Origin of the sequence: Gordonia ajococcus, assembly GCF_012974285.1 — a bacterium.
Lineage (GTDB): Bacteria > Actinomycetota > Actinomycetes > Mycobacteriales > Mycobacteriaceae > Gordonia > Gordonia amicalis.
In genome coordinates this window covers 4,405,794-4,420,546 of sequence record NZ_CP052884.1, presented here as the reverse complement: position 1 = coordinate 4,420,546, position 14,753 = coordinate 4,405,794, and the positions used below count along the sequence as shown (strand labels likewise).

Genomic DNA, 14,753 nt, shown 5'->3' with positions numbered 1-14,753 from the left:
CGGCACGACGCCGGAGAGCTGCGGTTTCGGCGATCCGGTTACGGGCCCTTCGAGGCAGTGAGAATGGGTTGGGTGGTCGACCGGGTCTGGGTCTGACTTACTTCGAGGCTGACGGTTGCTGTCATGAGCGAGATGTGTCGGCCCGGAACCTCCGGTCGGCTACCCGCGCCATGAGACCTGAGGGCCGGGGCGGGTGTGACTTGATTAGGACCCTGTCTGGCTGGTGGGCCGTGACTCTTCACTGTCCTGTCCACCCGCCCCGGTGAGGTCATCCAGCACACGAGTGTGAAGGAGACATCACCACGATGACCCCAACCATGATCGATACGCAAGTGGTGGTGCTGGGCGTGGATACCCATCAACGCACCCACCATGCCGCCATTGTCGCCGCCGACGGCCGTCCGCTGGCCGATCGGGAGTTCCCGACCACCGCTGCCGGCTACACCGAGATGTGGCAGTGGGCCTGTGGTTTCGGCCGGATCGAGTACGCCGCGGTGGAGTCGAGCGCCTCCTACGGAGCCGGATTGACCCGCATGCTCACCGATCAGGGGGTCGCGGTGATCGAGGTCAACGCCCCCGACCTACCGCGCCGTTACGCCCACGGGAAGACCGATCAACTCGACGCTTATGCCGCGGCGATGGCGGTCATCACCGGCCGCGCCACCGCGGTCGCCAAAGACACCCGCGGCACGGTCGAATCGGTCCGAATGCTCACCGTGACACGGACTTCGGCGGTGGAAGAGGCCACCCGGATCGGTAACCAGATCCGCGACCTGTGCACCACCGCACCAGTGGAGTTCGCCGACCAGGCCCGCCAGGCACGCACCATCACTGCGCGGGCAGCGTTCATCGCGGGTCTACCGGTGCCGGCTGACCAGGATGATCTGTCCGGGCCGGCCGCGGCGTTCGTGCGTGCCGCGCGTTCACTGCTCGAGCGTCACCGACTCGCCCAACGCGAGGTCTGTTCGTTGACCCGCGAACTCGAGAGGCTGTTGGCCACGGTGGTGCCGACCCTGTTGTCCCGACCGCAGATCGGACCGGTCACCGCCGCACGACTGGTGATCACCGCTGGTGACAACGTTGAGCGGATGCGCACCGAGGCGACGTTTGCCAAACTCGTCGGTGCCGCACCGCTACCGGCATCCTCGGGCAAGACCAGCCGTCACCGACTCAATCGGGGTGGAGACAGGCAAGCCAACAGTGCTCTGCACATGATCGCGGTCGGCCGGATGAAATCCCACGCACCCACCCGCGCCTACGTCGAGCGGCGTTCCGCGGAACACAAAACGAAAAAAGACATCATCCGCTGTCTCAAGCGCTACATCGCCCGCGAAGTGTTCCGCGACCTCACCACCGACCTCGGAACCCTTGACAAGCTATAGGACCGTCTCGTCGCTTTCGCTCCTCGCACCTCAGGGAGCGAGGAGGTTCGTCGCTTTCGCTCCTCGCACCTCAGGGAGCGAGGAGGCTCGTCGCTATCGCTCCTCGCACCTCAGGGAGCCAGGAGGCTCGTCGCTATCGCTCCTCACACCTCAGGGAGCGAGGAGGCTCGTCGCTATCGCTCCTCGCACACCGCACGCGTGTGTCGGACGGCGTCAGACGAGCGGACGGCCGAGCCGGCAACGCAGGCGGACGTCGCGCAGGAGAATGTGAAAAGCGATCTGCGACAACCAGAGTGGCTTTTTGCGCTCGGCCTCGACCAGTTTGCCGACGTACTCGTCGAACCACTTCTGGTCCTCGTCGGTCCAGTCCACCCGAAGGGCCTTCCGGAACGGTTCGGGGAGGTAGCCGATCGTCCGCCGGAGCTTGACCGGACCGTAACGGTCCTGGATCGCCTTGGGTGCGTAGCCGAAGTTGGCGATGTCGAGGAGGAAGTCCCGGATCTCGTCGCTGATCTCGATGCGGGCGACCTGCGAGTCCCAGTACTCGTCGAAGGCATCGCGGCTCTCCGGCCAGGCCTCGGCGGGCATCTGCAACGTTGTACCGCACACCTTGCCCTGCTGGTAGAACTCCTCACGTTCGGCGCCGTGCAGTGGGCCGTGCACGCGCTCGTAGATGTCCTCCCACCCGAAGTAGAGGCAGGCGGCGACCCAGAGCTGGAGGTCGGGGTTCATCGCGTTGTACTCCACCGGGCTGTCGGCGTCCGAGCGCACCTGGGCGTGCTGTCCGTTGACCGCCTGTCGGTAGCGCCGTCGGTCGTCGGCGTTGCCCATCGCGGCGACCGCCAGGTACGACGCGGTGGTGCGGGCACGTTTCACCGGATGCTTGTCGAGGCGCCCGTTCTCGACCTTGCTGCGTGCGACGCCGTAGCCTACGGCGGGGTTGGCGAGCTGCATGATCACGTTTGTCGTACTCATGGTCTGCCCCATCGACAACAGTGATCGCGCGAAGAAACTGCTGTCGATGTTGTCCATCTCGACTCGCGTCATCGTGCGTTTCTGCTGAGACATCTGACCCCCGGATCGGCTCGGCCCGCGTCCTGATGTGACAACGGGTGTGATCAAAAATGTCAGAACCGTGGGTTCGTGTCAACGGCCCCGGCGTACCGGTGACAGCATGCGACGACGGCCGCCATCCGCTGGGATGGCGGCCGTCGTGTTGGCCGGTAGGGCCGATCAGCTGTCGATGCCGACCAGTTCCTTGGCGAGTTCGGCGAATCGGATCTCGATGGCCGAGACGACCCGCTGACGGTTCTTGTGGGTCTCCTCGTAGGCGAGGGTCACGCGGAGTTCGGCCGGTGCCGTCAGTTCCTTGACGGCGGCGACGGCATCGCCGACGTTGAGGTCGGCGTAACCATCGATCGGCAGATCCGCGGAGTCGACGGTGCCGGTGAACTCGCGGAGCTGGTGGAGCGCGTCCGCTGCGCCGACGGCGCCGCTGTCGCGCGCACTGTCCTCGACTGCCTCCAGGGCTGCGTCGCGGCCGGCGGCCACCGTCTTCGAGACCGCGGTACCGGCGTTCTCGATCGCGTCACCGGCACGCGAGGCGGCGTCGGCCGCGTCATCGACGGCGCTCGCGAAACGGCTGCGCACCACGGCGATCGGGTCCGGGATCTGGCGCGCGAAGTCAGCGGTCCGGTCAATGGCCCACGATGCGCCGTTCGCCGGTGCGGTGAGCGCGCGTGCCGCGAGTCCGCTCGCCCACTGGGTCGGTCCCCGGCGCAGTGCCGTAGGTCCGCCCAGCGCCTCTTCGGCGAGGACCGTGGTCAGCCAGTTGACCGTCGCGGTGTGGGCCACGACCAGCCGTTCGGCCAGGTCGACGAGCTCCGTGTCCTCCTGGCCGGTCGCGAGGGCCTTGAGATACGTCGAGCGTGCGAGGAGTCGCTGCTCCAGGGCGAGGTCGTCGAGGAGTGCCTCGTCGAGCGGTTGGGCCTGCTCCACAAGGGTCTTGGCCATCGCGCCGACGCGACCGAGAACGGGTCGGACGACATCGACGAGTCCGCCGCGGTCGCGAAGAGCGGCCTCGATCGCCTCGGCACGCTTTCGCGCCTTCTCGGCGTTCTCGGAGAGTTCCTTGCGGATCGCGTCGGTCCGGGCCTGGGCCTGGCGCGTCTCGGCGATCTGGATCTCGGTGTGGGTCATCGCGAGGATTGCACGAAGTTGCTGGTGGATGGTGGTGGTGGAAACTGTCATTGGTCTCGCTCCCTTCTCATCCGCTATGGGATGCGTACACCCCGAGTGTTGCCACCGGGTCCTCGTCTGTAACCCGTGATCGTGAATCGACGGTCGCCGGGCTCACGGATTCGTTGCGCGACAACAGGTCTCGGGCCAAGTGAGGTGAGTCACACCCCTGGTTCACGATCCGGCGAACCTCGTCATGACGACAAAACGCCCCCGGTGACGCGGTGGCGTCGTCGGGGGCGTTCAGCCGGATTCGTCGGAAAGGGTTCAGTAGTTGTAGAAGCCACGTCCGGACTTGCGTCCCAGGTGACCGGCGTCGACCATGCGCCGCAGCAGTGCCGGAGGCGCGAAGTGCGGTTCGGCGAACTCGTCGTACAACGACTCGGCGGCCGCGAGGGTGATGTCGAGGCCGATGGTGTCGACGAGCGTCAGCGGTCCCATCGGATAGCCGCAGCCGCCCTTCATGGCGGTGTCGATGTCCTCGGCCGAGGCGTAGCCGGAGTCGTACATCCGGATCGCCTGGCAGAGGTAGGGGATGAGCAGGGCGTTGACGATGAAGCCCGAACGGTCACCGGCATTGACCGGATTCTTGCCGAGGACGTCCTTGACGTAGGCGCTGACGGCGTCGGCGGTCTCCGGGGTGGTGACCAGGGTCGAGATGATCTCGACCAGTGGCATCACCGGCACCGGGTTGAAGAAGTGGACGCCCACGACGCGCTCGGGACGCTTGGTGGCGGTCGCGACCTTGATGATCGGGATCGACGACGTGTTGGTGGCGAGGATGGTGTTCTCGCCGACGGCCTCGTCGAGGCGTGCGAAGATGTCGCGCTTGAGCTGCTCGTTCTCGGGTGCGGCCTCGATGACCAGATCGCGGTCGGCGAGGTCGGCGTAGTCGAGGCTGACGCGCAGCCGGCCGAGAGCGGCGTCGGCATCTTCCTGGCTGAGCTTGCTCTTGCTGACGGCGCGGGCCAGGGACTTCTCGACACGCGCACGTGCGGCGTCGGCGAATTCCTGCTTGACCTCGATGATCACGACATCGCTGCCGGACTTCGCGCACACCTCCGCGATGCCCGCTCCCATGGTGCCGCCGCCGATGACGCCGATGTTCTTCACAGTGAAACCTCCGAGTCCGAATATCACCACACACGGTAGTACGCGGTCCGATCCCCGGTGACGGGGCGGGTGTGGAGCGGCGACGCATCGTCGACCGCGTGAGCAGGGCGAACCGGGACGACTGACCAACATGTCCCCGGGGTCCGGTCCGGGGGTGGCTACGATGGCGAAGCACGGAGCTCGCGCTCCGGCACACGCCGACACGGGAGCATTCGCATGAACCGCAGGTCACCGGCCGGATTCGCCGGCATCGTCTCGATCTCCGCAGTGATCGCACTGGTCGTCGGACTACTCGCCTCCGGCGCCGGTGCGGCGGACGCCCGAACACTGGACGGGGTGCGGTACGCGCATGCGTCCCCGGGGGCGCCCTACCGTCAGACCTGGACATCACCACGCAACTTCGTGGCGTCGGTGTGGTCGCCCTCCATGCAGACCCAGGTCCCGCTCCTCGTGCAGACGCCGGCCAACCGCAACCAGAGCGCGCCGGTGATGTACCTGCTCAACGGATCGTCTGGCGGGGAGGAGAACGACGACTGGACGCATGCCACCGATGCGAACGCCTTCTACGCGAACAAGAACGTCTGGACCGTCACTCCGATCGGCGGCGCCGCCAGCTACTACGCCAACTGGCGACGCGTGGATCCGGCGGCCAACTTCCGGTACCAGGTGAAGACGTCTCGACCGTTGCGCTGGGAGACGTTCCTGACCTCGGAACTGCCCTCCACCTTCGAAGGGGCACACGGCGGGTACAGCCGCGGGCGGGCCCGCGGTATCGCCGGGATCTCGATGTCGGGAAACTCGGTGATCCGTCTCGCGGAGAACCATCCCGGTCTGTACCGCGCGGTCGGCGCCCACTCGGGCTGTGCCGACACCGTGACGCCGACGGGGCAGCTCATGCTGAGGAATGTCGCATTCGTCCCGTACGGGGCCGATGCGACGAACATGTACGGGCTGCCCGGGGATCCTGAATGGGCTGCGCAGGACCCGGTCGTCAACGCGTACAAGCTCGCTCGTCGTACGCCGGCGCTGTGGATCAGCGCGGCCACCGGTGTGCCGGGCGGGCATGACAACCCGGCCGACCGTTCCGTCCGCGGGGACGTGGGCAGACTCGCCGCCCAGGTGACCGTCGGCGGGATCAGCGAGGCAGCGGCCCGGACCTGTACGGTCACCCTGGCCCAGCGTCTCGCGGCTCTCCGCATCCCCGCCAACGTGCGTTTCCCGGCGGTGGGCACCCACTCCTGGGGTTACTGGCAGGACCAGATGCACGAGTCCTGGCCCATGTTCGCCAGAGCACTCGGGGCGTGATCGGTTCGTCGCAGCCTTGCCGGAAATGTCGGTGTACCTGGTACTTCAGCCGACCTTCAACTCGGCGCGGCTACGTTCGGAGTGTGGACTCGGTTGAGAAACGCTGCCGACGATCGCCCGACGGGAACCCGTTCGAGGACGATCGTCGATGACGGCGACGCGCCGCGCGCTGTGGATGTCCCAGATGTTGCAGCCGGGCGTTTCGCACGTCGTCGCATTCGGGCTCACCCTCCGTGGTCCCCTCGATGGTCCGCGTCTGCTGGATGCGACGCGTGGGGTGCTCGATCACGTCGGGTGGAATGACGTACACATTCCGGCCGGACACTCGCCGGCCGAGCTGACACCATCGGATGGTGTCGCTGCAGAACCGATCCGGCGTGCCGGCTCCTCGATCGAGCCCGTTGTCCGAGTCGATCTCTCGCGATTCCCCGATCCGGAAGCCGAGAGTGACCACCGCGCGCAGCAGTTCGTCGATGCTGGCGACGGTGCAGACCTCACCATGCCGCTGTTTCGCAGCGAGTTGCACCGTCTGGCCGGCGATCATCACCGGTGGGTGGTGCGTGTGCACCACGTCCTGACCGACGGCGCCGGGGTCTTGCGTGTCATGGGACATGTCGCCGACGTGTACGGCGGCATCGCCGCTCCGGACGATCTGCCCGTCGCGGGCGCCGATCAACTGGCGGCCGACGAGAAGCGGTACGCCGACTCGCCCCGTCGGGAATCCGATGCGCGGCACTGGAAAACCGTTCTCGACGAGCACGAACCGTCACTGCTGTCGGGTGCGGCCCCGCGGATGACGTCGGAGATCACCCGGGTGACACGACGATTGACGAGCCCGCGGACCGCCGGGTCGGAGGAGCTCGTCGCCGCGTTGGCGGGTCTGTGCGCTCGCCTGCTCGACACTCCCGACGTGGGACTCGCGCTGCCGGTCGCCGCCCGCACCTCGGCGGTGCGTCGACGCGCCGTGCAACCGTTGTCGAACGTCGTGCCGCTGACGCTGAACGGGATCGGAGACCTCGCGGCGGCGGGAGCGGTCGAGTCCGTGTCGTCGGCGGTGATCGACGCGTTGCGACACCAGCTCTACCCGCGCGAGGACATGTTGCGTGGTCGCCGGGGAACCACCGCCTTCGGTGTGGTGGTCAACCTGTTGCCCACCTTCTCGCCGCCGGTCGTCGACGGTCTCCACTGGTGCCTGGAGGTGATGCGCACCGGCCCCGTCGGCGATGTCGCAGTGACGATGCACCCTGCCGATCAGTTCGGTGAGCGGGCGGTCACCTGGGAGGCACCGGCGGCGGCCTTCGACGCCGGCGCGCTGGATACGCTGGCCGCGCGATACGACACCTACCTGACGGCGTTTGTTCGCGAGATCGACGACGGGGTGGCCATCCCGGACGATGCGGTCTTCGTGGAAGGCGAGTGGGACCGCTTCCGGCGACGCAGCGGCCCGCCCGCGCCACCGTTCGTCCCCACCGTCGGCCTGTTCGCCGAGTACTGCACGGCGGATCCGTCGGCCGCCGCGCTCGTCGACGGCGAGGTCGAGTGGTCCCGTGCAAAGCTCGCGGAGCGGGTGAGTCATTGTGTGAGGCGGCTCCAGGCCGAGGGTGTGCAGGCCGGTGATCCGGTGGCGGTGGCCGTCGGGAGATCGGCGGCGTCGGTGGTGGCGTTCTGGTCGGTACTCATGGTCGGCGGCGTCTGGGTGCCTCTGGGCGACCCGGCCGCTCCTGAGGCGAGAACGCAAGCGCTCCTTGCCCGTTGCGGTGCGCGGATCGGACTGTGTGGTCCGGGCGCCGCCGTCGAGGACGGCATCCGCTGGCTGGTGCTCGACGATGGAAATGATTGCGCCGCAACAACGTTCGACGAGGTGGCCCAACGGCGGCCGGCGGGATACGACCGCGGCCCCGACGACGCTGCATACATCCTCTTCACCTCGGGTTCCACCGGCCGTCCGAAGGGTGTGGTGATACCGCACCGCGGGTTCCCCGCGCTCGTTGCCGAGATCCGGGCGTCGTATGCGCTGACGTCTCGGTCACGCCTGCTGCATGTCTCGTCCCCGACCTTCGACACCGGGATCGTCGAGATGCTGTCCGCCGTGGCGACCGGGGCGACGCTGGTCATCGCGCCCGCATCCACCCAGGGAGGTGACCCGCTCGCCGATCTCATCCGCAGGCACGGCGTCACCCACATCATCATGACGCCGTCGGTGCTCGAGACCTTACCGGTCGACCTCGCGGACGGGTTCACCCAGGTGATCGTCGGCGGTGAGCCGCCGCAGGCTTGTCTCGTGGACAAGTGGAGCGCACGTGTACCGGTGCGAAATGCATATGGGCCCACCGAAACCCGATGCAGCATCAACATCTCCGGACCTCTCTCGACGCACGGGGAGATCACCGTGGGTCCGCCGATGGTCGGGGTGACCGAGTCCGTATTGGACCGGCGCGGCCGTCCCCAGCCACCAGGCGCCCTCGGTACCGTGCATTGTGCGGGACCGCAAGTGGCGGACGGTTATCTCGACGACCCCGAACAGACCGATGAGGCCTTCGTCGACTGCACCATCTCCGACGATCCGGTCATGTACCGGACCGGTGACGTCGCCACGTGGACCGAAAGCGGGGATCTGCGGATACTCGGCCGGCGGGACGGGCAGGTCAAGTTGCGCGGCCTGCGCATCGAACTCGGTGAGATCGATGCCGCACTGATGCGGTGTGACGGGGTCCGGCGGTGCGCGACGACACTCCGTGACCTGCAGTCAGGGCGCGCCGGGATCGTGTCCTTCGTGGTCCCCGAAGACATCTCCCGTCCACCCGGCCGACGAGCGATTCGTCGGGAACTGGCTCGGATGCTGCCGTCGTACATGGTGCCGGCGCTGGTCGTCATCCTCGACGAGATGCCGCGTGCCGTCAGCGGGAAACTGAGTCTCGCTGCATTGCAGCATCTTCCGTTGCCGGTGAACGATCCGACCCGCGGGGCGGTCGGCCCCCACGAGGCACTGCTGCTACGCGTGGTCGGCGAGGTCCTGGGTGTCGAATCGATCGATCCGATGATGGGGTTCGTGGAGCAGGGCGGCGACTCGCTGGCGGTCATGCGGGTCGCTCAGGGACTCGCCGAGGCAGGTTATCCGGAGATCGGACCGAACGACGTGCTGACCTCGCCCGACCTCGCGTCTCTCGCCGAGCAGATGGCGCAGCGGACACCGCGGGTGCGTGACGAGCGAGACGAGCCTGCCGGAGACGGCGACGCCGCCGAACGCCCCCTGACGCCTGCTGAGCGAACTGTGGTGCGCGAGCCGGGCCACCCTGTCGCGCAATTGATCTGCGTCGCCTGGGTCCCCTCGTCGTGGGACCGCCCGGGGGTGGCGGAGACATCGGCGCTCATCGGTGCCCTCCTCGAACGGCACCGGTCACTTCGGTCCACGTTCCCCGACACCCCGACGGGGCCGATCCGGCGAACAGCGCGCGACGTACCGCTCGATGCGGTCGTGTCCCGGATCGAGGTGGTGGACATCCCGGATCGGGAACGCCTACGAGCGGAAGCGAAGGAGATGGCGGCAACCCTGGACGTGCGGGTGGCGCCACCGCTGGCAGTGCGTCTCCTCGAGGGGCCGGACGGCCTCGTCATGGGTGCGGTCGCGGTGATGCACCACATCGCGGTGGACGGGCGTTCGCTGGGGGTGCTCGCCCGCGACGCCGAAGCGCTGATGACGGGCGGGGCCCTGACTCCGGAGGGGCCGTCTGCGGAGTTGGATCCGGCGAGTACGGCAGGCGACGACGAAGGCTTCGAACTGCACAACTTCTGGAAAGAGTTGCTCGTACAGCAGAGCGATTCGGCTTTCGAACTGGGCGGCGTCGACCCGGCGACGTGGCCGATCGATGGCGCGATCCGTCGTCGCGGGTTGGTCGATGCGGACACCTACATGCGTTTCCGAAGCCGAGCGGCAGCGGAACACATGACGCCGTTCGAGGCCTTCGGAGACGTGGTGGCCAGGGCGCTGGCGGACATGACCGGACAACCCGGTGTCCTGGCCGCCACGACGGTGTCCAAGCGTCCCCCGGGTGCGGAGGGCGTCGTCGAAAACCACGTGCTCGCGGTGATCACCCCGCTGTCGGTGGGCGAGGATCGAGATACTTCGGTCGCCTTGCGTCGCAGGTGCATTCGCGCCGCATCGGCGCCCATGGAGGAAGTGCTCGACCTCGCGGGCCGGACCGTCGACGACGACCATCTGTTCCCCGTACCCGTCTTGCTCGGCTGGTCGCCGGTGATCTCACCGCCGTCATCCGGTGGAATCCTCTACGCGTTCCCGCCGCGTCGCACACGCTGGCTGCTTCAGGTCGAGGGGTGTCCGACGCCGACGGGTGAACTCGAGGTCGGTGTCACGGGTGCGACCCAGGCGCTGGGGATCGAGCGGACCGAGCGCGTTCTGGCGGAGGTGAGCCGGTGCCTGCGTCGGTGGTGAGATGAGTTCTGTCAGAGCACCACACATCTGGTCCGGCAGATTCGGATGGCGGAGTGTCCGCGTCCGGCTGACGGTCATCGGTGTGGCGACCCTGTTCGCGGCCCTGGCAATCGCCGGCGGGCTGGTGCTGATCGTGGTCTACCGTTCGCTCACCGACGCCGCCGACACGGCGACGTCGACACGGAGTCAAGACATCGCCGACGCCCTGGCGCAGGGTGGGCTCGCGGCGGTGGCGACGACCGAGCTGGAGCCGACCGACTCGATCGGCATCGTGCAGATCGTCGGCCGAGATGGGTCCGTGCTCGCGGCGAGCCACGAGCGGCAACGGGTCCGGCCACTGGTGGCCCCGGTGGATGCCGGGGTACGGCATACCGCGGTGGACGCGACATTCCCCGGAGAGGACGACGAGTTCCGCGTCGTGGTTCGGGGCGTGACGGCGCCGGACGGGCAGGTGTTCAGCGTTGTCGTCGGAGCCGGTGAAGCACACATCCACGCGACCGTGCTGACGGTTTTCGGCGTCCTCTGCGTGGTGTTCCCGATCATCCTCATCGTCGCGGCGGCGACGACCTATGAGCTCGTCGGCCGAACACTGCGACCAGTGGAGGCCATCCGAACCGAGGTTGCGGAGATTTCGAGATCCGGTGTGGCGCGACGGGTTCCGGTCGCCGACACGGACGACGAGATCGCCACGCTCGCGGTGACGATGAACGAGATGCTCGATGCGCTGGCCTTCGCCCGCGAACAGCAGATCAGGTTCGTCGGCGATTCCTCACACGAACTGCGAAGCCCGCTCGTCACCATCCTGGGATTGCTGGAGCTCGCCGTCCGGACAGGTGAACCGATCGATTCCGCGACGGTGTCCACACTCCTGCTGCCCGAGGCCCACCGCTTGCGCGACCTCGTCGACGACCTTCTTCTCCTGGCCCGTGCCGACGAGTACGGACTGCGGCCCTCATTCGAGGAAGTGGATCTCGACGACATCGTCAACGACGAGGTCACCCGGCTCGATCTCACCACCGACCTCGAGATCTCGGCGACCGTGCTGCCGGTTCGTGCACTCGGCGACCGCGACCAGCTCGGCCGCGTGGTACGGAATCTGTGCGACAACGCCGTTCGGCATGCCCGTTCCGCAGTGACGGTGACCATGGCCGTCGACCCGGAATGGGTGACGATCAGTGTGGCCGATGACGGGCCGGGTATTCCTGTCGACGATCGTGCACGCGTCTTCGACCGCTTTGTGCGGCTCGACGATTCGCGAGATCGCCGGGGCGGCACCGGACTCGGCCTCTCGATCGTCGACGAGATCGTTCGTGCACATCACGGCACCGTCACCGTGCTCGACACCGACGGCGGAGGCTGCACCATCGGGGTGTCGTTACCGCTGCGGGCCGATCAGGTCGAGGGGTCACCGCCATTGTCGGCGAGCCGATAGCCGGCGCCGCGGACGGTTTCGATCGCGCGAACCCCGAAAGGGGTGTCGATGTGTCGGCGGAGGTAGCCGACGTACACCTCGACGATGTTGTCGTCGCCACGGTAGTGCTCGTCCCACACCGCCCGCAGGATGTCGGTCTTGCTGACCACGTTGCCCTTGTGACGTATCAGGTATTCGAGAACCGCGAATTCTCGGGCGGTGAGGCGGATCGGTGTCTCCCCACGCCGGACCTCTCGTCGCGCCGGGTCCAGCGAGAGCGATCCGGCCTGCAGGATGGTCGGTCGTTCCGGGGCGCCGCGCCGTGCGAGTGCGCGTAATCGCGCGGACAGCACGACCAAGGAAAACGGTTTGACCATGTAGTCGTCGGCGCCGAGATCGAATGCGTCCGCCTCGTCGTACTCCCCGTCCTTGGCGGTGAGCATGAGTACCGGGGTCCACACACCGCGGTGCCGCAGCTCTCGGACGAGTTCGTAGCCGTTGAGTCGCGGCATCATGATGTCGCTGACGATGACGTCGTAACTTCTGGCACAGGCGGATTCGACACCCGCGACGCCGTCGGCGGCGGTGTCGACGGCCCAGCCCTCGGCCCGCAGGGTCCGCCGCAGGGTCTCGGTGGCCCGCGGATCGTCCTCGACGACCAGTACGCGCATGTGCTCCAGTATCTGCCCGGACTCGGTCTGCCCGACGTGATTCACGTGTTCGTGCGTGTCATGACCAGGCGGCGCGGGAGCCGGAATCGCCGGTTCGGTAGACGATGTACAGCGACCCCACGGCCACCACGATCAGCGCGACCCCCAGGACGAGTGCAGTCACCCGCTGCGAGAGTTTCGCCGATGCCGGGATTCTCGTGTGGATGGTGGCCATCACCCGCTCGTCGTGAACCGCCCACCAGAGGACGGCGAGTGCGAACAGCGGACCGACCCAGTAAATGACCTGTTCCCCGAACCCGGCGTGGTGTTCGATCGCGGGATTCGGACCCACGCGCTCTTCCAGCGATTCTCCGGCAGTCGTGGTGAGTGGAACGGAGATCAACGCGGCCAGAGCGACCAGGGGAGTGAGGATTCCGAGGCGGGCCCGTGCCGCCGGCCAGCACACCCCGATGATCGCCATCAGGGCGGTGAGTGGGACCAGCACCACGACGACGTGTACGAGGAGCGGGTGAATGGGCAGGCCGTTGATTGTGTTCACGCTGCGACGGTAGCCCGGCGATGTTGAAGGGTAGCTGAAATGCCGAACATGTCACATCCGGTGATACGACCCGTCGTTCGTGCGTGCGACCTGCCCGTGTCGGATGAGCCGTTCGAGGTGCAGTCCGGCCGTGCGGCGCTCGACGGCATCGACGAAGGGCATCTGTACGTGAGGTCGGTATACGAGCCGGTGCCCGACGATCTCGTCGAGTCGCCGGGGCCGGTCCAGGAATTCCAGCAACCGTTCCTCGCGCCGGTGGATGACGCCCTCGTACGCTTTCAGGTGTTCTCGAAAAACTCTCGCGCCCTCCACGACTCCCTTCTGGTGGAAGGTGCCGTACCACCGGGCCTCGACCTCGCGGACGCGCGCGATGGAGGCGAGGTAGTCGTCGACGCTGCTGCCGACGTCGCCGTACATCGGGCCGAAGCGAGTGAGGTCGATGTCGGCGATGTAGAAGAAACCGGTCGGTTCGACGAGGACGCCGCAGTGTCCACGGGTGTGGCCGGGGAGGTGGACGACCGTCGCGGTGATGTCCCCGAGATCGAAGACGTGCCCGTCGCCGACGCCGCGCGCGTCCGGAAAGCCGGGCGTGAGTGCGAAGGTGTCACCGATCTGGGCGTCGACCGCGGCGCGTTCCTCGGGCGTGAGTCCGTAGCCGTCGAGAAGGACCTGGAGTGAACGAACTCCGCCGACTTCGTCGTGATGCGCATACTTCGCGGTGTCGAAGTGGCGCAGGCCGGCGATGTGGTCCTCGTGCGCGTGGCTGATCATGACGGCATCGGCACCGACGGGGTCGTGGTCGACGTCGAGGGAGGGATCGAGGACCAGCGTCGCCTCGGAACCGTGCACGACGACGGTGTTTCCGTACGGGAACGTTCCACCGTGCGTGGATGCGAGCACGGTCACCTGGTCGAAGCGGGTTTCGGTGAAGCGCGACGCCGTGGTCATCTGGTCTGCCTACCCGCGCGGAGAGCGAGATGTCAATGACCGCGCTCGCGCGGGGTCGCATCGTCGTCGGGAGGGTCGGTCATGCCACGTGCGGTCAGAGGCAGGACGATCCACGCCATCGAGAACACGACGAACGTGCAGCACCCCGCCACGACTGCCGGTACCGGACCGGCGGTCGCACCGAACACCACGGTGATCGCGCCGGACAGCGCCAGCCCGAGGAGTGTCAGCCCGGCGAAGGCCATGTAATGCGCGAGGGCGACGATGAGCGCGAGTTGGTGCCGGCGGAACAGCGCGCGGTGCAGTGCGACCGGTGCGGCGAGCAGGATGGCGGCGCCGACCGCGAAGGACACGGTGATCAGGTAGACGACGCGCAGGCCACCACCGAGGTCCTCGAAGCGGCTCTGGAACGGCATGGTCAGCAGAAACCCGGTCAGGATCTGCACGCCGGTCTGCACGACGCGCAGCTCTTGTAGCAGGGAATTCCAGTTGCGGTCGAGGCGCTGGGTCTCGGTTTCGTCGCGTTCAGCGCGGTTCCACGCGGCATCGTCGGCGCCGGGATGTCCGGTGGGAGGTTCGGTGTCCGTTGGATGGGCCACTGTCTCATCCTCGCATCAGCGGGGACGAGAACCGAGTCGGTTGAGCTGCAGTGCCGATTACTTGCCGTGATCCCTGGCAAAAGGCCACGAGGCGGAGG

11 protein-coding genes are annotated in these 14,753 nt (G+C 67.3%); 4 read left to right on the top strand and 7 right to left on the bottom strand.

From position 1 onward, the window contains the following. Positions 1-305: 305 nt before the first annotated feature. Positions 306-1,382 (top strand): IS110 family transposase, encoded by a 1,077-nt coding sequence (locus GAA2_RS19915; RefSeq protein WP_309148623.1) that lies wholly within the window; start codon positions 306-308, stop codon positions 1,380-1,382. Positions 1,383-1,595: 213 nt separating this feature from the next. Here GAA2_RS19915 and GAA2_RS19910 read toward each other — a convergent pair whose 3' ends face one another. From GAA2_RS19910 to GAA2_RS19900, 3 genes are all read right to left on the bottom strand, one after another. Then, positions 1,596-2,429 carry an oxygenase MpaB family protein gene (locus GAA2_RS19910; RefSeq protein WP_375295615.1) on the bottom strand — a complete coding sequence of 278 codons (834 nt, stop codon included), beginning with the start codon at positions 2,427-2,429 and terminating at the stop codon, positions 1,596-1,598. A gap of 186 nt (positions 2,430-2,615) precedes the next feature. Then, complete coding sequence (locus tag GAA2_RS19905; protein WP_024498100.1) at positions 2,616-3,632, bottom strand: hypothetical protein; 1,017 nt, start codon at positions 3,630-3,632, stop codon at positions 2,616-2,618. Between the two features lie 255 nt (positions 3,633-3,887). After that, positions 3,888-4,733 (bottom strand): 3-hydroxybutyryl-CoA dehydrogenase, encoded by an 846-nt coding sequence (locus GAA2_RS19900; protein ID WP_024498101.1) that lies wholly within the window; start codon positions 4,731-4,733, stop codon positions 3,888-3,890. A 216-nt stretch (positions 4,734-4,949) separates the two neighbouring features. Here GAA2_RS19900 and GAA2_RS19895 point away from each other — a divergent pair, with 216 nt between their 5' ends. From GAA2_RS19895 to GAA2_RS19885, 3 genes are all read left to right on the top strand, one after another. Beyond that, a complete protein-coding gene (locus GAA2_RS19895) occupies positions 4,950-6,038 on the top strand; it encodes an alpha/beta hydrolase (protein WP_024498102.1) in 1,089 nt (362 codons plus the stop codon). A 148-nt stretch (positions 6,039-6,186) separates the two neighbouring features. Then, positions 6,187-10,488 (top strand): non-ribosomal peptide synthetase, encoded by a 4,302-nt coding sequence (locus tag GAA2_RS19890; RefSeq protein WP_024498103.1) that lies wholly within the window; start codon positions 6,187-6,189, stop codon positions 10,486-10,488. A 1-nt stretch (position 10,489) separates the two neighbouring features. Next, positions 10,490-11,920, top strand: coding sequence for a sensor histidine kinase (locus tag GAA2_RS19885; RefSeq protein ID WP_051349574.1), 1,431 nt, complete (start codon positions 10,490-10,492; stop codon positions 11,918-11,920). Here GAA2_RS19885 and GAA2_RS19880 read toward each other — a convergent pair. The 4 genes from GAA2_RS19880 to GAA2_RS19865 are packed head-to-tail and all read right to left on the bottom strand — an operon-like array spanning position 11,881 to position 14,655. After that, positions 11,881-12,570: a response regulator transcription factor gene (locus GAA2_RS19880; protein WP_024498105.1), complete on the bottom strand. Its 690-nt coding sequence runs from the start codon at positions 12,568-12,570 to the stop codon at positions 11,881-11,883. The two genes, GAA2_RS19885 and GAA2_RS19880, sit on opposite strands and share 40 nt — an antisense overlap. A gap of 58 nt (positions 12,571-12,628) precedes the next feature. Beyond that, positions 12,629-13,108: a DUF2231 domain-containing protein gene (locus tag GAA2_RS19875; protein WP_024498106.1), complete on the bottom strand. Its 480-nt coding sequence runs from the start codon at positions 13,106-13,108 to the stop codon at positions 12,629-12,631. Positions 13,109-13,159: 51 nt separating this feature from the next. Beyond that, a complete protein-coding gene (locus GAA2_RS19870) occupies positions 13,160-14,056 on the bottom strand; it encodes an MBL fold metallo-hydrolase (protein WP_024498107.1) in 897 nt (298 codons plus the stop codon). Positions 14,057-14,088: 32 nt separating this feature from the next. Further along, positions 14,089-14,655 (bottom strand): DUF6328 family protein, encoded by a 567-nt coding sequence (locus GAA2_RS19865; RefSeq protein WP_024498108.1) that lies wholly within the window; start codon positions 14,653-14,655, stop codon positions 14,089-14,091. Positions 14,656-14,753 lie beyond the last annotated feature (98 nt).

Bases quoted from the DNA above. Each gene is read 5' to 3' on its own strand.
- GAA2_RS19905 (WP_024498100.1), bottom strand. From the start codon at position 3,632: ATGACAGTTTCCACCACCACCATCCACCAGCAACTTCGTGCAATCCTC.
- GAA2_RS19895 (WP_024498102.1), top strand. From the start codon at position 4,950: ATGAACCGCAGGTCACCGGCCGGATTCGCCGGCATCGTCTCGATCTCC.
- GAA2_RS19915 (WP_309148623.1), top strand. From the start codon at position 306: ATGACCCCAACCATGATCGATACGCAAGTGGTGGTGCTGGGCGTGGAT.
- GAA2_RS19890 (WP_024498103.1), top strand. From the start codon at position 6,187: ATGACGGCGACGCGCCGCGCGCTGTGGATGTCCCAGATGTTGCAGCCG.
- GAA2_RS19910 (WP_375295615.1), bottom strand. From the start codon at position 2,429: ATGACGCGAGTCGAGATGGACAACATCGACAGCAGTTTCTTCGCGCGA.
- GAA2_RS19870 (WP_024498107.1), bottom strand. From the start codon at position 14,056: ATGACCACGGCGTCGCGCTTCACCGAAACCCGCTTCGACCAGGTGACC.
- GAA2_RS19885 (WP_051349574.1), top strand. From the start codon at position 10,490: ATGAGTTCTGTCAGAGCACCACACATCTGGTCCGGCAGATTCGGATGG.
- GAA2_RS19880 (WP_024498105.1), bottom strand. From the start codon at position 12,570: ATGCGCGTACTGGTCGTCGAGGACGATCCGCGGGCCACCGAGACCCTG.